General features: G+C 61.6%; 21 protein-coding genes. 15 read left to right on the top strand and 6 right to left on the bottom strand.

Features of this window, described 5'->3' with window-relative positions:
- The first annotated feature begins 191 nt into the window (after positions 1 to 191).
- The 5 genes from V8359_RS10440 to murJ all read left to right on the top strand — a co-directional run bounded on the left by V8359_RS10440 (position 192) and on the right by murJ (position 6,782).
- The gene (locus V8359_RS10440; protein WP_336428776.1) at positions 192 to 851 is read left to right on the top strand and encodes an ABC transporter ATP-binding protein; all 660 of its coding nucleotides are present in this window, start codon (positions 192 to 194) and stop codon (positions 849 to 851) included.
- The gene (locus V8359_RS10435; protein ID WP_336428775.1) at positions 829 to 2,487 is read left to right on the top strand and encodes a capsule biosynthesis protein; all 1,659 of its coding nucleotides are present in this window, start codon (positions 829 to 831) and stop codon (positions 2,485 to 2,487) included. The genes V8359_RS10440 and V8359_RS10435 overlap by 23 nt, the downstream gene beginning before the upstream one ends.
- Before the next feature lies 1 nt (position 2,488).
- Entirely contained in the window at positions 2,489 to 3,322 is an 834-nt protein-coding gene (kdsA, locus tag V8359_RS10430; RefSeq protein ID WP_336428773.1) for a 3-deoxy-8-phosphooctulonate synthase, read from the top strand.
- Between the two features lie 18 nt (positions 3,323 to 3,340).
- The gene (locus V8359_RS10425) at positions 3,341 to 4,837 is read left to right on the top strand and encodes a phosphomannomutase/phosphoglucomutase (protein WP_336428772.1); all 1,497 of its coding nucleotides are present in this window, start codon (positions 3,341 to 3,343) and stop codon (positions 4,835 to 4,837) included.
- Between the two features lie 400 nt (positions 4,838 to 5,237).
- Positions 5,238 to 6,782 (top strand): murein biosynthesis integral membrane protein MurJ, encoded by a 1,545-nt coding sequence (murJ, locus tag V8359_RS10420; protein ID WP_336428771.1) that lies wholly within the window; start codon positions 5,238 to 5,240, stop codon positions 6,780 to 6,782.
- A gap of 11 nt (positions 6,783 to 6,793) precedes the next feature.
- Here the strand turns inward: murJ and V8359_RS10415 are convergent, their stop codons facing one another.
- Positions 6,794 to 7,480 (bottom strand): rhomboid family intramembrane serine protease, encoded by a 687-nt coding sequence (locus tag V8359_RS10415; protein ID WP_336428770.1) that lies wholly within the window; start codon positions 7,478 to 7,480, stop codon positions 6,794 to 6,796.
- A gap of 190 nt (positions 7,481 to 7,670) precedes the next feature.
- Between V8359_RS10415 and V8359_RS10410 the strand changes: the two genes are divergently transcribed.
- The 5 genes from V8359_RS10410 (at position 7,671) to V8359_RS10390 (ending at position 11,811) form a co-directional block, all read left to right on the top strand.
- A complete protein-coding gene (locus tag V8359_RS10410; RefSeq protein ID WP_336428768.1) occupies positions 7,671 to 8,201 on the top strand; it encodes a DUF308 domain-containing protein in 531 nt (176 codons plus the stop codon).
- Between the two features lie 87 nt (positions 8,202 to 8,288).
- Positions 8,289 to 9,335, top strand: a complete 1,047-nt coding sequence (gene trpS / locus V8359_RS10405; protein ID WP_336428766.1) for a tryptophan--tRNA ligase — start codon at positions 8,289 to 8,291, stop codon at positions 9,333 to 9,335.
- A 28-nt stretch (positions 9,336 to 9,363) separates the two neighbouring features.
- The gene (locus V8359_RS10400; RefSeq protein ID WP_336428765.1) at positions 9,364 to 10,245 is read left to right on the top strand and encodes a sulfotransferase domain-containing protein; all 882 of its coding nucleotides are present in this window, start codon (positions 9,364 to 9,366) and stop codon (positions 10,243 to 10,245) included.
- Positions 10,246 to 10,378: 133 nt separating this feature from the next.
- Entirely contained in the window at positions 10,379 to 10,870 is a 492-nt protein-coding gene (locus V8359_RS10395; protein ID WP_336428764.1) for a VOC family protein, read from the top strand.
- A gap of 71 nt (positions 10,871 to 10,941) precedes the next feature.
- A complete protein-coding gene (locus tag V8359_RS10390) occupies positions 10,942 to 11,811 on the top strand; it encodes a branched-chain amino acid aminotransferase (protein ID WP_336428763.1) in 870 nt (289 codons plus the stop codon).
- Positions 11,812 to 11,814: 3 nt separating this feature from the next.
- Here V8359_RS10390 and V8359_RS10385 read toward each other — a convergent pair whose 3' ends face one another.
- Positions 11,815 to 12,312: a DUF2244 domain-containing protein gene (locus V8359_RS10385; RefSeq protein ID WP_336428762.1), complete on the bottom strand. Its 498-nt coding sequence runs from the start codon at positions 12,310 to 12,312 to the stop codon at positions 11,815 to 11,817.
- Positions 12,313 to 12,412: 100 nt separating this feature from the next.
- Positions 12,413 to 12,856 carry a GNAT family N-acetyltransferase gene (locus V8359_RS10380; protein WP_336428761.1) on the bottom strand — a complete coding sequence of 148 codons (444 nt, stop codon included), beginning with the start codon at positions 12,854 to 12,856 and terminating at the stop codon, positions 12,413 to 12,415.
- Between the two features lie 201 nt (positions 12,857 to 13,057).
- On the opposite strand from V8359_RS10380, the gene V8359_RS10375 reads away from it, so the two are divergent.
- A complete protein-coding gene (locus V8359_RS10375; RefSeq protein WP_336428759.1) occupies positions 13,058 to 13,453 on the top strand; it encodes a DUF4168 domain-containing protein in 396 nt (131 codons plus the stop codon).
- A 137-nt stretch (positions 13,454 to 13,590) separates the two neighbouring features.
- Here the strand turns inward: V8359_RS10375 and V8359_RS10370 are convergent, their stop codons facing one another.
- Positions 13,591 to 15,555, bottom strand: coding sequence for a protein meaA (locus V8359_RS10370; protein WP_336428757.1), 1,965 nt, complete (start codon positions 15,553 to 15,555; stop codon positions 13,591 to 13,593).
- Between the two features lie 98 nt (positions 15,556 to 15,653).
- The gene (locus V8359_RS10365) at positions 15,654 to 16,256 is read right to left on the bottom strand and encodes a GNAT family N-acetyltransferase (RefSeq protein ID WP_336428756.1); all 603 of its coding nucleotides are present in this window, start codon (positions 16,254 to 16,256) and stop codon (positions 15,654 to 15,656) included.
- A 46-nt stretch (positions 16,257 to 16,302) separates the two neighbouring features.
- Here V8359_RS10365 and V8359_RS10360 point away from each other — a divergent pair, with 46 nt between their 5' ends.
- From V8359_RS10360 to V8359_RS10350, 3 genes are all read left to right on the top strand, one after another.
- Positions 16,303 to 17,673, top strand: coding sequence for a 1-acyl-sn-glycerol-3-phosphate acyltransferase (locus tag V8359_RS10360; RefSeq protein ID WP_336428754.1), 1,371 nt, complete (start codon positions 16,303 to 16,305; stop codon positions 17,671 to 17,673).
- Positions 17,674 to 17,807: 134 nt separating this feature from the next.
- Complete coding sequence (ccrA, locus tag V8359_RS10355; protein WP_336428752.1) at positions 17,808 to 19,094, top strand: crotonyl-CoA carboxylase/reductase; 1,287 nt, start codon at positions 17,808 to 17,810, stop codon at positions 19,092 to 19,094.
- Positions 19,095 to 19,451: 357 nt separating this feature from the next.
- The gene (locus V8359_RS10350) at positions 19,452 to 20,180 is read left to right on the top strand and encodes a helix-turn-helix transcriptional regulator (protein ID WP_336428751.1); all 729 of its coding nucleotides are present in this window, start codon (positions 19,452 to 19,454) and stop codon (positions 20,178 to 20,180) included.
- Between the two features lie 38 nt (positions 20,181 to 20,218).
- Here the strand turns inward: V8359_RS10350 and V8359_RS10345 are convergent, their stop codons facing one another.
- Complete coding sequence (locus V8359_RS10345; RefSeq protein ID WP_336428750.1) at positions 20,219 to 20,677, bottom strand: GatB/YqeY domain-containing protein; 459 nt, start codon at positions 20,675 to 20,677, stop codon at positions 20,219 to 20,221.
- Between the two features lie 341 nt (positions 20,678 to 21,018).
- On the opposite strand from V8359_RS10345, the gene carA reads away from it, so the two are divergent.
- Positions 21,019 to 22,167: a glutamine-hydrolyzing carbamoyl-phosphate synthase small subunit gene (carA, locus tag V8359_RS10340; protein ID WP_336428749.1), complete on the top strand. Its 1,149-nt coding sequence runs from the start codon at positions 21,019 to 21,021 to the stop codon at positions 22,165 to 22,167.
- Positions 22,168 to 22,201 lie beyond the last annotated feature (34 nt).

The raw sequence follows: 22,201 nt of genomic DNA, 5'->3' as shown, positions 1-22,201 counted from the left end.
GGGCTGGTCATGCGCCCGTCCCATAGATAAACTCTATGGAATTCATTCCGTTTTTTTGTGCATAAAAGGCATAATTTTGCCTTTGTTTGGTGTATAAACACAGAAACAATTCAGCCTGAACAAAGGCATTTTAACGAGATGGTCAACAAAACCCCGCAAAGAGGGTGCCAGAGCAGACCCGGAGCCATTCGATGCTCGAATTCGACAATGTAAGCAAGTCCTTCTGGACCGGCACCCAGCGCAAGGTCATCCTTGACCGGGTGTCCTTTCGTGTCGAACTGGGGCAGTCGGTGGGTGTCCTCGCTCCCAACGGGACCGGCAAGACGACGCTGATCAACATGATGGCCGGCCTTGAAAAGCCCGACGAAGGCGAAATTCGGCGCGGCTGCCGCGTCAGCTTTCCGTTGGGGTTCATGGGCGGCGTCATCAGCCGCATCTCGGCCATGGAAAACAGCCGATACATCGCGCGGCTCTACGGCCTTGACCCCGATTATGTCGAGGCGTTCTGCCGCTGGATGTGCAATCTGGACGAATATTTCGATCAGCCTCTCGGCACCTATTCGTCGGGTATGCGCGCGCGGTTCACCTTTTCCTTGCTCCTCGCGCTCGATTTCGACATCTATCTCATTGATGAGGGCATGCCCAGTTCCACAGACGTGGACTTCAACCGCAAGGCTGGTGAAATCCTCAAGGAGCGTTTGCGCACGACGACCGTGATCATCGTGTCGCACGATCCCAAGACGCTGGAAAAGTTCGCCACGTCGGCCGCGGTTCTGATGGACGGGCAACTGTTTATGTTCGACACCTTGGAAGAGGCAAAGCAGCTCTATGACTATGAAACCCAAGGCTAGAAAATTCCGCATCCGCCGCACCTCGCCCGGAGCCCCACAGGCCGACCGGCCCGAGAACACGGCCGAAGCACAAGACGCCAGCACCGCGCCGGAAACCGCCGCCCCCGAACCCGAGGAAACGTCGGCTCAGACACCCCGCGAAGGGCAGGTCAGCTCGGCCCGCGAAATGAGCGCCGCCGAAGCCATAAGCGCCATCCGTCAGGAAGGTCTCACAGGGCGACAGCTTCGCATGGCCCGCCGTCTCGCCCAGAAACACGGGCTTGCCCCCACCTCGGATTTCGATGCCGTGCGCCTGCTACGCGCCCGTGGCATTGATCCGTTTTCGCGCGGCACCATCCTCGAACTTGTGAGCAACGAACAAGGACAGGTGGAAAACGCCGGAAGCAGCACGCCCGAGACCCAATTCGGGGACAAGGACAAGGTGCAACTGCCGCAGACCATGCCGATGCAGGGTCGCAATCTCCCCTCAACAGAGCTCAGCCCGGCAGACCGTCGCGCCGAGGAAATCGGCCGCATCCAGAAAGACATCGCGCGCCGGCGGCGGCGCAAGCTTCTGCTTCTCTTCTCGCGCCTTTCGGCATTCGTATTCCTGCCGACGCTGGTCGCGGGGTATTATTACTATGCCATTGCCACGCCGATGTATACGACCAAGTCGGCCTTCCTCATTCTGTCCGCCGATGGCGGTGCCGGGGGTGGCGGGCTTGGCGGTCTCCTACCAAGCCAGTTCGCCACATCGCAGGACGCGATCGCCACCCAGGACTACCTGACCTCCAAGGACGCCATGCTGCGCCTTGATCAGGATTCGGGCTTCCGCGATCAGTTCAGCCAAAGCGACATCGACCCGATTCAGCGCCTGCCAGAGGATGCCAGCACCGAAGATGCCTACAGCCTTTACAAGAAATACGTGAAGCTCGGATATGATCCGACCGAAGGCGTCATGCGCATGGACGTGTCGGCCCCCGATCCCGCGGTCGCGGCGCGCTTCTCCCGTCAATTGATCGATTACGCCGAAGAGCGCGTGGATCAGCTTTCGGCCGAGAAACGGCAGGACGCGGTCAAGACCGCCAGGGCAAGCCTCGAGGACGCCAAGCAAGAGCGCCGCGAGGCTCAACGCAGCCTCGTTAGCCTTCAGGAAAACTCGCTCCTCGATCCACAGGGCGAAATCGCGAGCATCCGGCAGCTTATCTCAAATGTTGAAGTGCAGTTGCAGGAGAAAGAACTCGCCCTCGCCACCCAAATGGCAAATACCCGGCCCAATACCTCGCGGGTTGCCGCCCTCGAAGGCGAAATCGAGGTCCTCGAACGTGAATTGCAAAAACAGACCGCCCGCCTGAACGAAGCCGCCGAAGGCGAGGATTCACTCGCCTCGCAAACCGCCGATATCAAGATGGCCGAGGCCGACCTGCTCACCGCCGACATGGTGCTTCAGGCCGCGCTCGAAACCATGCGCCAAAGCGATATCGAGGCCAACAAGCAGGTGCGCTATCTCACCGTCTCGGTGCAGCCCGTCGCCTCACAGGATCCATCCTATCCTCGCTCGTTCGAGAATACGGTGCTGGCGTTTCTCATTTTCGCGGGCATCTACCTTATGATATCGCTCACCGCATCCGTCCTCCGAGAACAGGTATCCTCCTGACATGAAACACGTCTCCGTTGCCGGTCTGACGATCGGAAATGACGCGCCCCTGACCGTCATCGCAGGCCCGTGTCAGCTCGAATCCGCCGACCACGCACAGATGATCGCAGGACGCATGAAAGAAGCCTGCGAAAAGGCCGGCGCGCAATACGTCTTCAAGGCCAGCTTCGACAAGGCCAACCGCACCTCCCTTTCGGGCAAACGCGGGCCGGGCATCGACGACGGGCTCAAGGTGCTTGACGATCTGCGCCGCGCTGTGGGCGTGCCCGCCCTCACCGACGTTCATACCGCCGAACAATGCGCCCCTGCCGCCGACGCCGTGGACATCCTGCAAATCCCCGCCTTCCTCTCCCGTCAGACCGACATGCTTCTCGCCGCCGGCGAAACCGGCGCGGTGGTGAACGTCAAGAAGGGACAGTTTCTCGCACCGTGGGACATGCCCAATGTCATCTCCAAGATCGAATCGACCGGCAATACCCGCATCCTGCTGACGGAACGCGGCACGTCGTTCGGCTACAATACCCTTGTGGCCGACATGCGCGCCCTGCCACAGATGGCCGCCACCGGCTATCCGGTGGTCATGGATGCGACCCATTCCGTGCAACAGCCCGGCGGTCAGGGCGGAAGCTCGGGCGGCCAGCGCGAATTTGCGCCGGTCATGGCGCGCGCCGCCGTGGCGCTTGGCGTGGCGGCCGTGTTCATCGAAACCCACGAAGCCCCCGACACCGCCCCTTCGGACGGGCCCAACATGATCCCGCTCGCCGACATGCCCGCGCTTATCGACACGCTCATGCAGTTCGATGCGCTGGCCAAGCGTCACCCCCTCAAGATCTGAAAAACGAGAGACGTCTCCGTGCCCAAACCCGCCTCTACCGTGACACCCAATACTTGGGATTTCCTGCGCGACCCGATGATCGCGCCCACCGGCTTTCGCGAATACGACGCGCGCTGGAAATACCCCGACGAGATTAACCTCCCCGGCATGACCGCACTCGGCCTCGGGCTCGGCACGCAGATGCAGACGCGCGGCATCGACCCGGTGATCGCGGTGGGCAATGACTACCGCGATTATTCGCTCTCGATCAAAAACGCGCTGATCCTTGGCCTGATGCAGGCCGGGATCACCGTCAAGGATATCGGCCCGGCCCTCTCGCCCATGGCCTATTTCTCACAGTTTCACCTTGATGTGCCCGCCGTCGCCATGGTCACGGCCTCGCACAATCCGAACGGCTGGACCGGGGTCAAGATGGGCTTTGAGCGTCCTCTCACCCACGGCCCCGATGAAATGGCCGAACTGCGCGATATCGTGCTTGACGGCAAGGGACAGGCCCGACCCGGCGGCGGCTATGAATTCGTGGACGGCGTGCGCGAGGCTTACCTCGATGATCTGGTGGGGGATTTCCGCCTGTCCCGCCCGCTCAAGGTCGTCTGCGCCACGGGCAACGGCACCGCCTCGGCCTTCGCGCCCGCCCTCTTTGAGCGGATCGGAGCCGAGGTCGTGCCGCTGCATTGCGACCTCGATTATACCTTCCCCCATTACAACCCCAACCCCGAAGCGATGGAAATGCTGCATGACATGGCCGCCGCGGTAAAGGCGTCGAGCGCTGACCTCGCGCTCGGGTTTGATGGCGATGGTGATCGCTGCGGCGTCGTGGACGACGAAGGAGAAGAAATTTTCGCCGACAAGGTCGGGGTGATCATGGCGCGCGAATTTTCCAAGACCCACAAGAACGCGACCTTTGTCGCCGACGTGAAATCCACCGGTCTTTTCGCCTCCGACCCCGAGTTGCAAAAGAACGGCGCCCGTGCCGATTACTGGAAAACCGGCCACAGCCACATGAAACGGCGCGTGAAGGAAATCGGCGCGCTTGCCGGATTCGAGAAATCGGGCCACTACTTCCTCGCCGAACCCGTCGGGCGGGGCTATGATTGCGGCCTACGCGTCGCGGTCGAAATCTGCAAGCTGCTGGACGCCAACGCGGCACAATCCATGTCCGATTTGCGCCGCGCGCTGCCCCGCACATGGGCCACGCCCACCATGTCCCCCTATGCCGCCGATACCGAGAAATACGACATCCTCGACCGGCTGGTCACAAAACTGGTGGCCCGCCACGAGGCCGGAGACACCGTCGGCGGCCGCCCGATCAAAGAGGTGGTCACCGTGAATGGCGCGCGCGTGATCCTCGACAACGGCTCATGGGGTCTTGTCAGGGCAAGCTCGAACACTCCCAACCTCGTCGTTGTCTGTGAAAGCTCCGAGAGCGAGGCCGAAATGCGCGCGATCTTTGCCGATATCGACGCGGTCATCCGGACCGAGCCGGGCGTCGGCGACTACGATCAGACGATCTAAAGCGTTTCCTGGAAACACAGAATCGCATGAGGGAGCATTCGCGTTGGAGCCGAAGGCGACAGGCAGCGAATGCTCCCACAACCGAGCCAGGAAACGCTATAAGCCCCGCCCGCCTGTCTTCCATCCGCTTTCCCGTCCGACGGCCCGCCGACACCGGCGCGCGGTCCGGCGGGCTTCGGCGCAGCGTTCGCCCCGTTAACCCGCCTCTGGTGGGCGAAATGCACCGACGTGATACCGACGTGAATGCCGACGTGGATGCCGACGTGGATGCCGACCTCCGGCAACCCATGAAAATCAGGCCATTAACCATGATTCGCGCGCCCTTGCCGCTCTGCACCCTTTTCCGGGACCGTGCGATCGGCTAACCCTTCGCGCATCAGTCTTCCCGAAAGGCCCCTTGATGAAACCCGTCCGGCTTCTTTCCAGCATCCTCACCGTGGGCGGCTGGACACTTCTGAGCCGCATCCTGGGCTTCGTGCGCGACGTCATGATCACCAATCTCGTCGGCCCCGGCCCGGTGATGGACGCCTTCGTCGCGGCCTTTCGCCTGCCCAACATGTTCCGCCGCTTCTTCGCCGAAGGTGCCTTCAACGCCGCCTTCGTGCCCATGTTCTCCAAGCGGCTGGAAGCAGGCAACGACCCCGAGGGCTTCGCCTCACAGGCAATGAGCGGTCTGGCCTTCGTGCTGCTCATCCTCTGCGCCTTGGCAATGGTCTTCATGCCGGCCTTTGTCTGGGTCACCGCCGAAGGGTTCTATGGTGACGAACGCTTTGATATGGCTGTGGATTTCGGGCGCGTGGTATTCCCTTACATCTTCTTCATATCACTGGCCGCACTGTTTTCCGGGGTGCTCAACAGCGCCGGGCGCTTCGCGGCTGCTGCTGCCGCGCCGGTGCTCCTGAATGTCATGCTGTGCGTCACGATGGGCGCCGCGGCCCTCACCGGCGGTGCCCGCGTGGTCGAGGCACTTGTCTGGACCATCCCGCTTGCAGGGCTGGCGCAGTTGGTCCTTGTCTGGATCGCCGCACGCCGCGCCGGGTTCAGCCTGCGGGTGCGCCGCCCGCGCCTCTCGCCCGAGATGCGCCGCCTCGTGCGCATTGCCATTCCCGCCGCGCTCGCCGGTGGAGTGGTTCAGGTAAATCTTCTTGTAGGTCAGATAGTTGCCTCAAATTACGAGGGCGCGGTGAGCTGGCTCTATGCCGCCGATCGGCTCTATCAGCTTCCCCTCGGCGTGGTTGGCATCGCCATCGGCATCGTGCTCCTGCCTGACCTCTCACGCCGCCTCAAGGCCGGAGATGACGCAGGCGGGCGCGCGGCCCTTTCGCGCGCTGGCGAAATGTGTCTCGTGCTGACTGTGCCCTGTGCGGTGGCGCTCGTGGTGGTGCCTTTGCCGCTTGTCTCGGTGCTCTTCGAACGCGGCGCCTTCACCAGCGACGATACCGCTGCGACCGCGCTCGCGGTTGCGGCCTACGGGTTGGGTCTACCCGCTTTCGTCTTGCAAAAGGTTGTTCAGCCTGTCTTTTTTGCCCGCGAGGACACGCGGAGCCCGTTCCGCTACGCGCTTGTCGCGATGGTGGTGAATGCGGTCATCGCGGTCGGGCTCGCGCTCTATATCGGTTGGATCGCGGCGGCCATTGCAACCACCGTGGCGGGCTGGGTCATGCTTGGGCTACTCGTGTGGGGCGGGCACCGGATGGGCGAAACGACGCGTTTCGACAGCCGGTTTCGCCGCAGAGCGTGGCGTATCGTTCTGGCGTCGCTGCTCATGGGGGCGGTGCTGGCGGGCTTGATGCTGCTGCTCGGTCCGCTCTTTGCCTATCCCGGCTGGCGCTGGCTGGCGTTGCTGCTTCTGGTGGGGCTTGGCGCGGCCGCCTATTTCGCGTTGGGCGCGATGGTGCGCGCCTTCTCTTTCGCCGAATTTCGGGACAGCCTCAGGCGCGGATAACGCGCCCCGGATCAGCTTCGCTGGCGTAGCCGGTCTCGAATCTTGGCCCAGCCGCCGGGCGCCACGAAAAACGACATCACGAAGCCTATGCAGAACCCGGCCACATCAGCGATCCACATACTGTTCGCGCCAAAGAAAAGCCCGAAAATCAACTGGATGAACATCAGAATCCCGATAAGCGAAAAGGCCCTGATCTGTCGCTCGCCCAACTCTCCAAGCCGCAGCCACAAGAGATAGGTAAAAGCCCCGATCAGGCCATAAACCCCCGGATACCCCCCCATCAGCCATGGCTGCTCAAGCGTGAAAAGCCCGTAGATGACGGCCCCCGCAACCGAGGACAGGACAAACACCGCCAGCACGGCCCATTGCCGGAACACCTCGCCCACGAACTTGCCCATCGCCAGAAGGATCACCGCCGCAAAGGCCATATGCGCGATCGAGCCATGCACGAACGGATAGGTCACATAGCGCATCAGATGTTCAACCGGGAAAACGCCATTCGACAGCATCCATCTCTGGATATCGCCGTTGAACCCATAGCTTTCGATCGCCATCTGACGCCAGCCCACGGCGGCACGCCCCCCGATCAGCCCCTGTTCGCCCATCACGAAGGCCGCCTCGACCCCCACGATGGCCAGGAAAAGCGCCACAACGACAGGGGGCAGAGGATTGACGGGCGGTGCCGGTGGTGTGCTCATGATGATCTGCGTCCCGTTCTGGCCTGTGGAGCGTCCAACGGGCAAAGCCGTTTGCCGGGATGTAGCGTAACCAAACGTGAAATGAAAGACGGCGTGCCAAAAGCGTATCATGGTTTCGCCCCCTCGCCCGTTGTCTTATGGTGCCTGCAAAGCCGCCCCCCGCGGCGCGTCAAACCGGAGCATCAACCCTATGAAAAACCGCACTCTTCTCATCATTACGGGCGTTCTCTTTCTGGCTGCCGGGCTTCTGGCCCTCTTCAATCCTCTGGCCGCGTCCATGACGGTCGAAATCCTTGCCAGTTGGGCCTTTGTCCTTTTGGGTATCCTGCAAATCTATGCCGCGGTCCGCTCGGGCGACCTGAGCGGACAGCTCTGGTCATTGCTCCTTGGTGTCGTGGCGCTCCTGCTGGGTGTCATGCTTCTCGCGGATCCGCTTGCGGGGCTAGTGACGCTGACTGTCATCGCGGGTGTGGCTTTCCTCGTCTCCGGTCTTTTCAAGCTGATGTTGGGTTTTGCTCTCGCCTCTTCCGCGCTCAAGTTGCTCGTGCTGCTCTCGGGCGGTGTGTCGGCGGCGCTTGGCATTCTCATTCTTCTGGGGCTTCCCGAAAGCGCCGCGATCACGCTTGGCCTGCTTCTCGGGATCGAACTCCTGTCAAACGGGGCCGCCGCCCTCGGGCTCGGTCTCGGCGGTAAGGACGACCCGAACGCGCCCACCGGATAAACTGCATCCACCGCGCCCTGCCTTGACCTGCCCGCGCGCGGCGCTTAATCGCTGCGTCACTGTGACATCCCAGACGGAGCACCACCCATGACGACCGAGGGCGCGAGCCGCATATCCGAATTCACCCCGCGCGTCTTTTCCGGGATTCAACCCTCGGGCAAACTGACGCTGGGCAATTATCTCGGCGCGCTCAAACGGTTTGCCGGGGGTCAGGATCAGGGTATTCAGTCGATCTTCTGCATGGTCGACATGCACGCCATCACCGTTTGGCAGGAACCCAAGGCCCTGCGCCATGCCACGCGCGAACTGACGGCCGGGTTCATCGCCTCCGGGCTCGATCCCGAACGCTCGATCCTTTTCAACCAAAGCCAAGTGCCCGAACACGCGCAAATGGCATGGGTCTTCAACTGCGTGGCGCGCATGGGCTGGATGCAGCGCATGACGCAGTTCAAGGACAAGGCAGGCAAGAATGCGCAGAACGCCTCGCTTGGGCTTTTCGCCTACCCTGCGCTCATGGCCGCCGACATTCTCGTCTATCACGCGACCCATGTCCCCGTGGGCGAGGATCAGAAGCAGCATCTCGAGCTGGCCCGCGACATCGCGTTGAAATTCAACCACGATTACGGGGTGGAGTTTTTTCCGATCACTGAGCCGGTGATCGAAGGGGCCGCAACACGGGTCATGAGCCTGCGCGACGGATCGAAAAAGATGTCCAAATCCGACCCCTCGGACATGAGCCGCATCAACATGACAGACGATGCCGACACCATCGCCAAGAAAATCCGCAAGGCCAAGACCGACCCCGAGCCACTCCCCTCCGAGGTGGACGGCCTTGCCGACCGGCCCGAGGCGCGCAATCTGGTGAATATCTACGCGGGCCTCGCCGACCTGAGCGTCGAAGAGGTGATGCGCGAGATGGGCGGCAAACCGTTTTCCGAATTCAAACCCGCACTGGCCGATCTGGCCGTGGACCGCCTTGCCCCGATCTCGTCGGAAATGGCACGGCTCATGCAGGATGTGACCGAGATTGACGCGATCCTCGCGCGCGGCGCGGAACGCGCCCGCGACATCGCGACGCCCATCATGCGCAAGACCTACGATATCGTCGGCATGGTTTCGGGGGCAATGGAATGACGATGGCGCTCGCCACAAGCCGCACGACATGACCGGGCCGCGCCGTGCCACCACGCTTGACGAGATGAAGGCGATCTCCGCGCGGTTTGCAACCGACACGGGCTGGACGCGTGGTCTCGCCTATCGTCCCGATCCCACGGATGTTTTCATCTCGCCATATGCCAAATGCGGCACCACGTGGATGCAGCAGATCGTGCATGGCCTTCGCAGCGGCGGCGACATGTCTTTTGACGAGATTACCGCCGCCGTGCCATGGATCGAAATGGCGCATGACATGGGTATCGACATCCCCAGCGATCAACCCTGCCCGCGCGCCTTCAAAAGCCATCTGAGCTGGCATGACATCCCCAAAGGCGGGCGCTATATCGTCGTCATGCGCGATCCGCTTGATGCGATGCGCTCTCTCTATCGTTTTTTCGAAGGCTGGTATTTCGAGCCGGGCAGCATTCCATTCGACACGTTCGCCGAATATTATCTCGATCGCGACACCTCGGACGATTACTGGACCCACGCGATGTCGTGGTGGGATGTCCGAAACCGCGACGAGGTGCTCATACTGGCCTACGAGCACATGCGCGGCGATCTTGCGGGCACGGTGACGCGCGTGGCGCGCTTTATCGGCGTGACCGATCCCGCCGCCATCAGCATCGCGACACGGCAGGCCACGTTCGATTTCATGAAGGCCCATCAGCGTCAGTTCGATGACCACCTCATCCGCGAAAGCCGGGATGCCGCGTGCGGCCTGCCTCCGGACGGGAAGGCGTCAAAGGTTCACACGGGCACAGTCTCGGGCGAGGCGCATCTCCTTAGCGATGCGGTGCGCGCCCGTTTCGCGGCCCGGTGGAAGGCAACAATGGGTGCGCGGTTCGGCCTGCGCGACTACCCGGCACTGCTCGACACGCTTGACTGAGCATTCATAGGCGGTGCGGCTGGCGCACAGAAATTGTGCGGTTTCTCCCACTGGTCCGCTGGCGGCAGGATACCTTAGTGATCCTTAGGCCCACACGCGCGCCTTTGACGTCATCCACCGGGAGTCTGATACCATGTCATCCGCACCACAGCCCCAAGGCCGCATCGGCCACGTTCACCTCAAGGTCGCAGACCTCGAGCGCGCCATCGCCTTCTATAGCGGCGTTCTGGGGTTCGAGTTGCAGCAATGCTTCGGGACACAGGCCGCGTTCCTGTCGATGGGCGGATATCACCATCATATCGGCCTCAACACATGGGAAAGCCTTGGCGGCACACCCCCGCCCAAGGGGCATACCGGGCTTTATCACACCGCCATTCTGTATCCTGACCGGCGCACGCTGGCCGACGTTCTGACGCGTGTCGTCGCCGCCGGCATCCCGCTCGAAGGGGCGGCAGATCACGGGGTGAGCGAGGCCGTCTACCTGAAAGACCCCGACGGCAACGGGATCGAGCTTTACGTCGATCGCCCCGAAAGCGAATGGCCCCGCGACACTTCGGGCGCACTCAGGATGCACAACGGCCCGCTCGACATCGCGGCCCTCCTGACCGAGGCGACGAACACCTGAGCGTATCCCACTGGACGCGCCCTCCGGCCCGGAATAGGTTGCCAGCGAATAATCGCGGACGGGAGGGGCACATGGCCACGGGCAAGAACATCCACACCTATTTCGAAGGTCGCTGGCACGCGGGCGATACCCCGGTCATGCGTGCAGCCGATCACGGTATGTGGCTTGGCAGCAATGTCTTCGATGGCGCCCGATTTGCACATGGCCTGACCCCCGATCTCGATCTGCATTGCGCGCGCGTCAATGCCTCGGCGCGGGCGCTGATGGTAGAGCCCACCGTGACGCCCGAAGATATGGTCGAGATCGTGCGCGACGGCCTCACGCGCTTTGCCAGCGATGCGGCGGTCTATATCCGGCCAATGTATTGGGCCATCGACTGCGGCTACGCCGCCATTCTTCCCAAGCCGGGCGGCGCAACCGGCTTTGCGATCAGCCTCGAGGAAGTTCCTCTGGCCACAGCGGACACCACGACCACACTGACCCGCACCCGCTTCCGGCGTCCGGTACTCGAGGACGCGGTGGTCAATGCCAAGGCCGCCTGCCTTTATCCCAACAACGCCCGCATGCTGGCCGAGGTGCGCGCCAAGGGGTTTGGCAACGCGCTTGTCGCCGACGCCTTGGGCAATGTCGCCGAAAGCGCGACAGCCAATGTTTTCGCGGTGCGCGACGGGGTGGTCATGACGCCTGTTCCAAATGGCACGTTTCTGGCCGGGATCACACGTGCGCGCCACATCTCCAACTTGCGGGCCGATGGCTACGAGGTTCAGGAACGGGTTCTGAGCTTTGAGGATTTCCACGCCGCGGACGAGGTGTTCCTCACCGGCAACATGTCCAAGATCACCCCTGTTACCGCCTTTGACGACACGTCGTATCAGGTGGGTCCGATCACGCGCCGCGCCCGCGACCTCTACTGGGACTGGGCGCATTCGACCGCAGGCTGAGCCTCAGCTTTGACGCGCACGGTTCAAGGCCGTTTGCAATTCGCCAAACAGCACCTTGCGCTCATCTTCCGACAGGAAGGCGCCAAGCTCCACTTCGCGCCCCTTGCCGCGCAAGGTTATATAGTGCGGCACCGGGCCTTCGCTGGGATAAAGAAAGGCTTGCGTCCAATAGCTGTTGCATTCCCAGTTCTGTTCATCGCCACCCGGGTTAACGCGCCTCAGCGTCACGGTTTCGGGGTCGATATGCAGCGCCTCTCGCGTCTCGCCGCTGCGGTAGGATCGTTGTAGCGCCCACCACACCGCCGAAACCGCAAGAATCAGGAACGGCAGCAAACCCCAAAGCGCGAGCGACCCCAAAAGCGGCAGCAACGGCACGGCAAGCATGCCCGAGGTGATCAGGATGAACGCCGCAAAACCCGAACGCGGAAGCGAACGGTGTGGCCAGAGGATAAGGCGCGTGGCGTGGGCACCACCGCGCTCGGGGGTCCAATGATACGGCATTGACCAAAGTTTAGCGCCCTGACCCACCGAGAAAAGTGCCTTTTGCCGATGATGGACGATTTGGCACAGCCCTTGGCACGCATATTCCGTTCGAAACGCGCTAGCGTGAATACTTGATGAATGGGGTCACGGTCGCGATCCGGTCATAAAGCCTGCGCGCTTCGGCGTTGAATTCCTGCGTCAACCAATAGACCGAAGGGCAGCCCGCCTCGTCCGCCGCCCGATACACCGCCTCGATAAGCTTGCGGCCCAAGCCCATGCCGCGCACCTGCGGGTCGGTATAAAGATCCTGAAGATAGCAGACGTCCTCGATCCGCCAGTTATGCGGATGATAAATATAGTGGACAAGCCCCATCGCCTCCCCGTCCGACAGCGCGAGAAACCCGTTCTGTCGCGGATGCGCGTCCGATAGAAGCCGGGCAAAGGTCGTGGCATAGACCTCTTCGGTGACGCTGCTCTCATAGAACTCAAGATAGGCCGTCCAAAGCGCGCGCCATGCCGCTTCATCGCCGGGTCGAAGGAAGCGAATGGTGATCTCGGACATCGGCAGTCTCCTTCGATGCATGGCGCATGCGCGACCATAGCCGCGCCAAACCCGAAGGGTCCAGCGTCTTTGGGATGGGCCATGCGGATTGGAACGGCATTTTCTTGCCGGCCCGTGTTGCGTTTCGCCGGCATCACCTCCACGTGGATGCAACAAGAGATCAATGACGCCTCAACCCACTATGCGAAACTGGAGAACGCTATGAAACTCAAGAAAACATTCGCACCTACACTTGCCGCCCTCGGCCTTCTGGTTGCCACGCCCGCCCTCGCGCAGGAAACACAACCCGAAACCGCCCAAGTGGCCGCCGCTGACGTCACGGACGCTCAGGTCAGCGCCTTTATCGAGGCCGTCACCGCAATCGAGAAAGTGCGTCAGGAATATATTCCGCGCATTCAGAAACTCGAGAGCGAGGATGAGCGTAACGCCCTAATCCAAGAGGCGGATACCGAGGCCAAACAAGCGATCGAAGATGTTGAAAACCTGAGCCCCGCCGAGTTCATGGCGATCGGCAAGGCGGCCCAGACCGACAAGGATCTTCAGGCCCGGATCGTGGCCGAAATAAAAACGCCGGACGACGAAGCTTCCGAAGATTAAGGCGTTTCGGCTTTGGGTGACATCTCCCGTTAAGGTCGAAAGCCCTTGAGCAAATCCCCGGGGGGCGGGGGGACACGCCCGCCCCCCCCCGCTCTCTAACGCGCGGCTACTCCGCCACTTTGCCCTGTAACGCGCGGCTATTCCGCCGCGACAGCCTTCGGATCGGTGAGCGTGATCACATCCCGCATGATCGTGTTCAGTTCAAAATCTTTGGGCGTATAAACGCGCGCGACACCCATCTGCCGGAGCCGCCGGGCGTCTTCCTCGGGAATGATGCCACCGACCACGACCGGCACATCGCCCAAACCGGCGGCGTGCATCCGCGTCATCAGTTCCTCAACAAGCGGTATGTGACTTCCCGACAGGATCGAAAGCCCAACCACGTGGCTTTCTTCCTCGATTGCTGTGGTCACGATTTCCTCGGGCGTCATGCGGATACCCTCATACCGGATATCCATACCGCAATCTCGGGCCCGCACGGCAATCTGTTCGGCCCCGTTGGAATGCCCGTCCAGCCCCGGCTTGCCGATCAGAAAACTGAGCCGCCGCCCAAGCCGGTCGCTTGCCGCATTCACGGCATCGCGCAATTCGTCCAGACCCTCGGTCATGTTCGAAGGATTGTCGGAAACACCGGTCGGGCCACGGTATTCCCCATGAACGTTGCGCATCTGCGCCGCCCATTCACCTGTTGTCACACCCGCCTTGGCGGCCTTGATCGACGCGGGCATCACGTTGCGGCCTTCCGCTGCGGCAGCACGCAGTTCGGCCAACGCAACCTTGACCGCCGCCTCGTCCCGCTCCTCGCGCCAAGTCTCTAGCCGTGCGATCTGATCGGCCTCGACCGCGGCATCCACCACCATGATACCGCCATCACCGGTCATCAGCGGGCTTGGCTCTCCCTCGGACCACTTGTTCACACCGACGACCACCGTTTCGCCGGCTTCGATCCGGTTCAACCGCGCGGCGTTTGAATCCACCAGGCGCGACTTCATATAGCCGATGGCCCCGATCGCGCCGCCCATGCTGTCGAGGTTCGACAATTCATGGCGCGCCCCCTCTTTCAGGGCCTCGACCTTGGCGTCCACCGCCGGGTTGCCGTCAAAAAGATCATCGAACTCCAAGAGATCGGTTTCATAGGCGAGGATCTGCTGCATCCGCATCGACCATTGCTGATCCCAGGGGCGCGGCAGGCCAAGCGCCTCGTTCCAGGCCGGAAGCTGAACCGCCCGCGCGCGGGCCTTTTTCGATAGGGTCACCGCCAGCATTTCAATGAGGATGCGGTAGACGTTGTTCTCGGGCTGCTGTTCGGTCAGGCCAAGGGAATTGACCTGCACGCCATAGCGGAAGCGGCGGAACTTGGGGTCTTCGACGCCATAGCGCTCCTGCAAAATCTCGTCCCACAGATCGACGAAGGCGCGCATCTTGCACATCTCGGTGACAAACCGGATGCCCGCGTTGACGAAGAATGAAATCCGGCCTGCGAGGATCGGGAAATCCTCTTCCGGCACGCGCGGCTTCAACTCGTCCAGCACTGCCACGGCGGTGGCGAGCGCAAAGGCCAGCTCCTGCTCGGGCGTCGCCCCGGCCTCTTGCAGGTGGTAGGAACAGACGTTCATCGGGTTCCATTTGGGCACGTGCTTGTAGCAATATTCGGCGACGTCGCCAATCATCCGCAGCGAAGGTTTGGGCGGGCAGATATAGGTGCCACGGCTGAGGTATTCCTTGATCAGGTCGTTCTGCACCGTGCCGCTCAGCTTGGTTATATCGGCGCCCTGCTCCTCGGCCACCGCGATATAAAGCGCCAGAAGCCACGGCGCCGTGGCATTGATCGTCATCGAGGTATTCATCTGATCAAGCGGGATCTGATCGAAAAGCGCGCGCATGTCGCCAAGATGGCTCACCGGCACGCCGACCTTGCCGACCTCGCCCTGGCTCAGAACGTGATCGCTGTCATACCCGGTCTGTGTGGGCAGGTCGAACGCGACCGACAGGCCCGTTTGTCCACGGGCGAGGTTCGCACGGTAAAGCGCGTTCGATGCGCTTGCGGTCGAATGACCGGCATAGGTGCGAATAAGCCAGGGACGGTCCTTGGGCTCTGACATGACGAATCCTCCATATCGCGCTGCAATGCAGCATAAGTTATCAAATTACGCCAATGCAACCCGGTTTGTAATATTGATGCGCGCCCAAACCTATGGGCTCATCCGGTGCTTGCGGACACGGGGCACCGCATGGCCGTTGCCCGCTCGAAACCGAAGACATGCCGCAACGGGCCAAGCCGGGTATTCTCCTGCGCGACAAAACCCTTGCGCTCATAAAGCGCGCGGGCACGGCGATTGTCATCAATCACGTCAAGCCGCACAGCCGGCAGGTTACGGGCCGCCGCTTCGGCCATGATCGCATCCAAAAGCGCCGATCCGAAACCCTTCCCACGGGCAGGCTCGGCGACACAGATACCATCCATCAACAGAACGTCTCGAAGGACCTCGCGCTCAAGCAAGGCTAGGCACGCAACCCGCCAGCACGCGCCCGCCACGCCATAGACCGCCGCCATGTCGGCAAAGCTGCCTCCGGTCATGCTACCTTCATGGGTCTTGAACCCGGCCAGCCCCAGAAGCGCGCCATCCGGGCCCACAGCCGAAAGCGCGAAACTCTCATCCAGCGTCTCGGTGAAAAAGCGTATCGCGCGCGCCTCGGGGCCCATCACACGCTCAAGCTTGGCGCCGAACGCGTCCCAATAATGCCGCGCCGCCGTGTCACGGGTTTCGGCGGGAAACCCGCGCTGGATGGTAAATCCGGTCATGGCAAGGCATATTTACCCTTCCGTCCATTGATGCAAGTGTGCATGCATGACAACGCCCGTGGAAATGCCGCTTTGGCTGCTGCTCTTGCTCATCGCCTTCGCGGCGGTAACGTTTGCGTCGCATTTCCTGTTCCCATCGGTCCGCTGGTTCTTTCGACGCCGCCTTGAGCGCGCGGTCGCCCGGCTCAACGAACGCCTGACGCGACCTATTGAACCGTTCAAGCTTGCCCGGCGTCACGACATGATCCAACGCCTTGTCTATGATCCGGAGGTCACGCAAGCCATCGTGGATTATGCCGAACGCCACGCGGTGCGCGAAGACGTGGCCTTTGAAAAGGCGCGCCGCTATGCCCGTGAAATCGTTCCGAGTTTCAGCGCCTTTGCCTATTTCGGCTTTGGAACGCGGGCCTCGCGCTGGCTGGCTCGGATGCTTTATATCGTGCGCACCGGCCCCGACAACGAGGCCGTGCTCTCGCGCATCGACAAGGACGCGACGGTCATTTTCATCATGAACCATCGCTCCAACATGGATTACGTTCTGGTCACGACGCTGGCCGCACAGGCCTCGGCACTCAGCTATGCGGTGGGCGAATGGGCCCGCGTCTGGCCCCTCTCGCGCCTGATCAAGTCCATGGGCGCCTATTTCATCCGCCGCAGATCACGCGGCGGGCTCTATCGGGCGGTGCTTGCCCGCTATGTGCAGATGGCCACCACGGGCGGTGTCACACAGGCGATCTTCCCCGAAGGCGGACTCAGCCTCGATGGCCGCTTGCGCCCGCCCAAGATTGGCCTGCTGTCTTATGTGGTGCAAGGCTACAAGGCCGATGGGCGCGACGTGGTCTTCGTGCCCGTCGCGATCAATTATGACCGCGTGCTTGAGGATCGGGTGCTGATCTCCGCTGCGCAGCGCGGCGATCGCCGATTCCGCGCCCGGATGACGGTGATCCTTCGTTTTATCCTGTCGATGATATGGCGCCGCCTGCGCGGCACCTTTCGGAAATTCGGGGTGGCCGAGGTGATTTTCGGCGCGCCGGTCAGGCTCAGCGACTATCCCGAGGTGCCCGCGCTCGACGATCTCGCTCAGATGCTCATGCACCGGATCGAAGAAGAAATGCCGCTGCTTTTCGTCCCCCTGCTAAGCCGCGCATTGCTTCGTAGCGGCGGGCCGCTCGATGATGCCGCGCTCGAAACGGCAGTGCAGGCCGAGATTTCCGCCGCCTCGGCGGTGCTGCCGCAATTGGGAACGGGAAGCCTTTCTGACGCGATCGCCCTTGCCCGGCGCATCATGGCGGATCGCGGAATGATCAGGGACACCCCACAGGGCCTTGAAATGGCGCCCGACGCGCGCGCGATCCTGACCTATTACGCCAATTCCATCGCCCATTTTTATGAAGATGACGCTGCGACTGCAAAGTGATTTCTGCAACTGCTGGGTCATAAAATTACAAAACTCAGCCAAACGGCATTGCAATATTACGCGTCCACTCATATCACTTGGGCAGACACCGCGATTCTGCGTTGCGGCAAAATAGGATTTTCAAGGAGGGTCCCATGGCTCTGGACACCGAAAACGGCATCACGCCCTATGACGCACCCGAAAAAGACCTCTACGAGGTCGGTGAGCTTCCCCCGCTGGGCTATGTGCCCAAGAAAATGTACGCATGGGCCATCCGCCGCGAACGTCAGGGCGAGCCCGATCAGGCGATGCAGCTCGAAGTGGTCGACGTTCCCACGCTCGACAGCCACGAAGTGCTGGTTCTGGTGATGGCCGCAGGCGTCAATTACAACGGTATCTGGGCGGGCCTCGGCATTCCGATCAGCATGTTTGATGTTCACAAGTCCGACTATCACATCGCGGGCTCCGACGCCTCGGGCATCGTCTGGGCCGTGGGTGACAAGGTCACGCGCTGGAAGGTCGGCGACGAGGTCGTCATTCACTGCAATCAGGACGATGGCGAGGACGAGGAATGCAACGGCGGCGATCCGATGTTTTCGCCCTCACAGCGGATCTGGGGCTATGAAACGCCCGACGGTTCCTTCGCACAGTTCACCAACGTGCAGGCCCAACAGCTCATGCCGCGCCCCAAGCACCTGACATGGGAGGAAAGCGCGTGCTACACGCTCACGCTGGCCACCGCATATCGGATGCTTTTCGGCCACCGGCCCCACACGCTCAAGCCCGGTCAGAACGTGCTTGTCTGGGGCGCGTCGGGTGGTCTCGGCTCGTATGCGATTCAGCTGATCAACACGGCAGGCGCGAACGCGATCGGCGTCATCTCGGAAGAGGACAAGCGCGATTTCGTCATGCAATGCGGCGCCAAGGGCGTGATCAACCGCAAAGACTTCAATTGCTGGGGTCAATTGCCCACCGTCAACACGCCCGAATATAACGAATGGTTCGCCGAAGTCCGTAAATTCGGGAAGGCGATATGGGACATCACCGGCAAGGGCGAGAACGTCGACATGGTGTTCGAACATCCCGGTGAGGCGACCTTCCCGGTCTCTACCTTCGTGTGCAAAAAGGGCGGCATGGTGGTGATCTGCGCCGGAACCACCGGTTACAATCTTACCATGGACGCGCGCTATGTCTGGATGCATCAGAAGCGCATTCAGGGAAGCCACTTCGCCCATCTCAAACAGGCGAGCGCAGCCAACAAGCTGATGATCGAGGGCCGTTTGGACCCTTGCATGTCCGAATGCTTCACTTGGGATGAAATTCCCGCGGCCCACGTAAAAATGCGCCGGAACGAACACAAACCGGGCAACATGGCGGTGCTCGTGCAATCACCACGAACCGGCCTGAAAACCGTCGAAGACGTGTTGTCCGCAGGCAAATAAAGCGTTTCCAAATCGGAAACAAAACCCCGCGACTCTGGATAAGGGTCGCGGGGTTTTTTTGCACGAATTCTAGAATTCTTTACTTTCAAAGCGTTACGCCGTTGCAGCCCCACCATTTCTGAGGGGGTGTATCCCGTGAGTGGGGCAACACCGAGACTCATGGTAGGGTTGAAATGTTCTTTCGAATGCTACCGCTGGGGAGGTTGGTCATGCATAATGGGTGGATACTAGACGTGTTGGCCGACCTGCGCAGTTTCGCCAGTCAGAATGGCCTGACCAAGCTGGCCGCGCAGCTGGAGGATACCCAGCATGTCGCGGCGGTGGACCTTGCGTCGCAAACGAAAGGACATGCGGCGCATGAACGCCCCCACTCAGGCGCACCTGAATGCGACCCTCTCCCGGCTCGATACCGCGCGGGACACATCCGGCTTGCAGGAGACCATTGAAGAGCTGCGCGACCTCTTCGGCGTCGATCACATGATATATCACTGGGTCAGCGCAGGGGGCGACCAATACGGATGCGGAACCTATGCCCCGGCATGGGTTCAACGCTATATCGAGCAGGATTATCTGCGCGTCGATCCGGTGATCATCGGCTGCTTCCAACAGTTTCACCCCGTAGATTGGAAACGGCTCGACTGGTCGTCCAAATCCGCCCGCGCCTTTCAGGCCGAAGCGATCGAGCACGGCATCGGCAATCAGGGCTATTCAGTGCCTGTTCGCGGACCCGGCGCACAGTTCGCGCTCTTCACTGTGAGCAGCAACACAGACGACGAAAGCTGGGCCACCTTCACCGAGGAAAACCGAAGGCAGCTGATCCTGATCGCGCATGCCTTCAACGAAAAGGCGCTGGATTTCGAGCCCGACCGAAGCCCGACGCCAACCCCTGCGCTCAGCCCCCGCGAAGTGGACACGATCACGCTTCTGGCCATGGGCTATAGCCGGGCGCAGGTGGCCCAGACCCTCTCGATCTCTGAAAATACGCTGCGCACCTATATCGAAAGCGCGCGTCACAAGCTTGGCGCGATGAACACGATTCACGCTGTTGCGCGCGCGCTCAACCAGGGGCTGATCGTTCTGACCTGAGGCCGCATGACACGAGGCAGCATCCCCGGCCCGCCGTCTCAGCTCAGGCGTGCCTTGACCTTGGGGCCAACCGCGCCGAAATCCATCTGCCCGGCATATCTCGATTTCAGTGCGCCCATGATCTTGCCCATGTCGCGAATCGAATCTGCGCCGGTCTCTTCAATGACCTCACGGATCGCCGCCTCGACCTCTTCATCGCTCAGCTGCTTTGGAAGGAATTCCGAGATGACGGCGATCTCCTCACGCTCGCGTTCGGCAAGATCAAGACGTCCGCCCTCCTCGTAGGCGCGTACACTTTCCTGCCGCTGCTTGGTCATCTTGCCAAGAATGGCGAGGATCTCGGCATCGCTCACGCCTTCGTGGTTGTCGCCACCGCGGGCCGCGATGTCCTGATCCTTGATCGCCGCGTTTATCAGCCTCAAGGTCGCCAGCCGCGATCCGGCCTTGTCCTTCATCGCCTGCTTCAGGGCGGCACCGATCTGTTCACGCAATGTCATATCGTTCTCATCCCTTGGATCGCAGAGCGCCACGCGCTTGGGAAATTGGCCGTCCGCCGAGTGGTGGGCGGAAACCGTAAGCATGGGCACATATATAATTCGCGCGCCCCACGCAACAGCCGCCAACATCACAAAATGGCCGCACAGCGCAACGTCCTTTGGCAAGGGGCGGTGCCGCACGGCAAAGAGGACGCGGGCTTTGGTCACAGGCGCGCCTCGGCCAATGGCGCGAAACACAAAGGCGCGGTCGCTCGCGGCGCGGGCGCCTCTTGACCCGGTTCTGTCGCACCCCTAGACATGCGCAGATTTGTCTGCCCGTCCACAGCCACCCGGAGAGCCCAATGGCCGATATATCCCCGTCTCACCCCACCGCCTGTCTTGTGCTGGCCGACGGGACCGTTTTTTACGGGCGCGGCTTTGGCGCCACGGGCGACACCACCGCCGAGCTGTGCTTCAACACGGCGATGACCGGCTATCAGGAAATCATGACCGATCCGTCCTATGCGGGTCAGGTCGTGACCTTCACTTTCCCGCATATCGGAAACACCGGCGTCAACCCCGAGGATGACGAGACCGCCGATCCCGTCGCGGCGGGGATGGTCGTGAAATGGAACCCGACCGAACCTTCCAACTGGCGCGCGACCGATCGGCTCGGAGAGTGGCTGGCCCGGCGTGGACGCATCGCAATCGGCGGGATCGACACCCGGCGCCTGACCCGCGCGATTCGCCATCAAGGCGCACCGCACGTGGCGCTTGCCCACAATCCGGATGGCAATTTTGACATTGACGCACTCGTCGCCAAGGCACGCGGTTTCGCCGGGCTCGAGGGCCGGGATCTCGCGCGTGACGTAACCTGCGCGCAATCCTACCGCTGGGATGAAATGCGCTGGGCTTGGCCTGATGGTTACCCGCGGCAAACCGATGCCAAGCATCGGGTCGTGGCGATCGACTATGGCGCGAAACGCAATATCCTGCGCTGCCTCGCATCGGCGGGCTGTGACGTGACGGTTCTTCCGGCCACCGCCACCGCCGAAGATGTGCTGGCGCATGATCCGGACGGAGTATTCCTGTCGAACGGTCCCGGTGATCCGGCGGCGACAGGGGTCTATGCGGTGCCCGCGATCCGCGGCATTCTCGACGCGGGCAAACCGATGTTCGGCATCTGTCTCGGACATCAGATGCTCGCGCTGGCGTTGGGGGCAAAGACCGTCAAGATGAACCATGGGCACCATGGCGCGAACCACCCGGTAAAGGACATGGAGACCGGCAAGGTCGAAATCACCTCGATGAACCACGGTTTTGCCGTCGACAGCCAAAGCCTCCCTTCAGATGTGATGGAAACGCATGTGTCGCTCTTTGATGGTTCGAATTGCGGCATACGCATGAAGGATGGCCCCGTCTTCTCGGTGCAGCACCACCCCGAAGCAAGTCCCGGACCGCAGGACAGCTTCTATCTCTTCGAGCGCTTCGCCGCCTCACTGTCGCGTTAAGGCCCGGTTAACCCTTTGTTAAGGGTTTGTTTAC

The sequence above is a fragment of the Roseovarius sp. E0-M6 genome (assembly GCF_037083845.1).
In the GTDB taxonomy this organism is placed as follows: domain Bacteria; phylum Pseudomonadota; class Alphaproteobacteria; order Rhodobacterales; family Rhodobacteraceae; genus Roseovarius.
This window is presented reverse-complemented; position numbering and strand designations above follow the sequence as displayed.

Excerpts from the sequence above, each read along its gene's own strand:
- V8359_RS10400 (WP_336428765.1), top strand. The coding sequence starts at position 9,364 with ATGACCGGGCCGCGCCGTGCCACCACGCTTGACGAGATGAAGGCGATC.
- V8359_RS10435 (WP_336428775.1), top strand. The coding sequence starts at position 829 with ATGACTATGAAACCCAAGGCTAGAAAATTCCGCATCCGCCGCACCTCG.
- V8359_RS10410 (WP_336428768.1), top strand. The coding sequence starts at position 7,671 with ATGAAAAACCGCACTCTTCTCATCATTACGGGCGTTCTCTTTCTGGCT.
- V8359_RS10390 (WP_336428763.1), top strand. The coding sequence starts at position 10,942 with ATGGCCACGGGCAAGAACATCCACACCTATTTCGAAGGTCGCTGGCAC.
- V8359_RS10440 (WP_336428776.1), top strand. The coding sequence starts at position 192 with ATGCTCGAATTCGACAATGTAAGCAAGTCCTTCTGGACCGGCACCCAG.
- V8359_RS10370 (WP_336428757.1), bottom strand. The coding sequence starts at position 15,555 with ATGTCAGAGCCCAAGGACCGTCCCTGGCTTATTCGCACCTATGCCGGT.
- V8359_RS10415 (WP_336428770.1), bottom strand. The coding sequence starts at position 7,480 with ATGAGCACACCACCGGCACCGCCCGTCAATCCTCTGCCCCCTGTCGTT.
- V8359_RS10350 (WP_336428751.1), top strand. The coding sequence starts at position 19,452 with ATGAACGCCCCCACTCAGGCGCACCTGAATGCGACCCTCTCCCGGCTC.
- V8359_RS10345 (WP_336428750.1), bottom strand. The coding sequence starts at position 20,677 with ATGACATTGCGTGAACAGATCGGTGCCGCCCTGAAGCAGGCGATGAAG.
- V8359_RS10380 (WP_336428761.1), bottom strand. The coding sequence starts at position 12,856 with ATGTCCGAGATCACCATTCGCTTCCTTCGACCCGGCGATGAAGCGGCA.
- ccrA (WP_336428752.1), top strand. The coding sequence starts at position 17,808 with ATGGCTCTGGACACCGAAAACGGCATCACGCCCTATGACGCACCCGAA.
- V8359_RS10360 (WP_336428754.1), top strand. The coding sequence starts at position 16,303 with ATGACAACGCCCGTGGAAATGCCGCTTTGGCTGCTGCTCTTGCTCATC.
- trpS (WP_336428766.1), top strand. The coding sequence starts at position 8,289 with ATGACGACCGAGGGCGCGAGCCGCATATCCGAATTCACCCCGCGCGTC.
- V8359_RS10395 (WP_336428764.1), top strand. The coding sequence starts at position 10,379 with ATGTCATCCGCACCACAGCCCCAAGGCCGCATCGGCCACGTTCACCTC.
- carA (WP_336428749.1), top strand. The coding sequence starts at position 21,019 with ATGGCCGATATATCCCCGTCTCACCCCACCGCCTGTCTTGTGCTGGCC.
- kdsA (WP_336428773.1), top strand. The coding sequence starts at position 2,489 with ATGAAACACGTCTCCGTTGCCGGTCTGACGATCGGAAATGACGCGCCC.
- murJ (WP_336428771.1), top strand. The coding sequence starts at position 5,238 with ATGAAACCCGTCCGGCTTCTTTCCAGCATCCTCACCGTGGGCGGCTGG.
- V8359_RS10365 (WP_336428756.1), bottom strand. The coding sequence starts at position 16,256 with ATGACCGGATTTACCATCCAGCGCGGGTTTCCCGCCGAAACCCGTGAC.
- V8359_RS10385 (WP_336428762.1), bottom strand. The coding sequence starts at position 12,312 with ATGCCGTATCATTGGACCCCCGAGCGCGGTGGTGCCCACGCCACGCGC.
- V8359_RS10375 (WP_336428759.1), top strand. The coding sequence starts at position 13,058 with ATGAAACTCAAGAAAACATTCGCACCTACACTTGCCGCCCTCGGCCTT.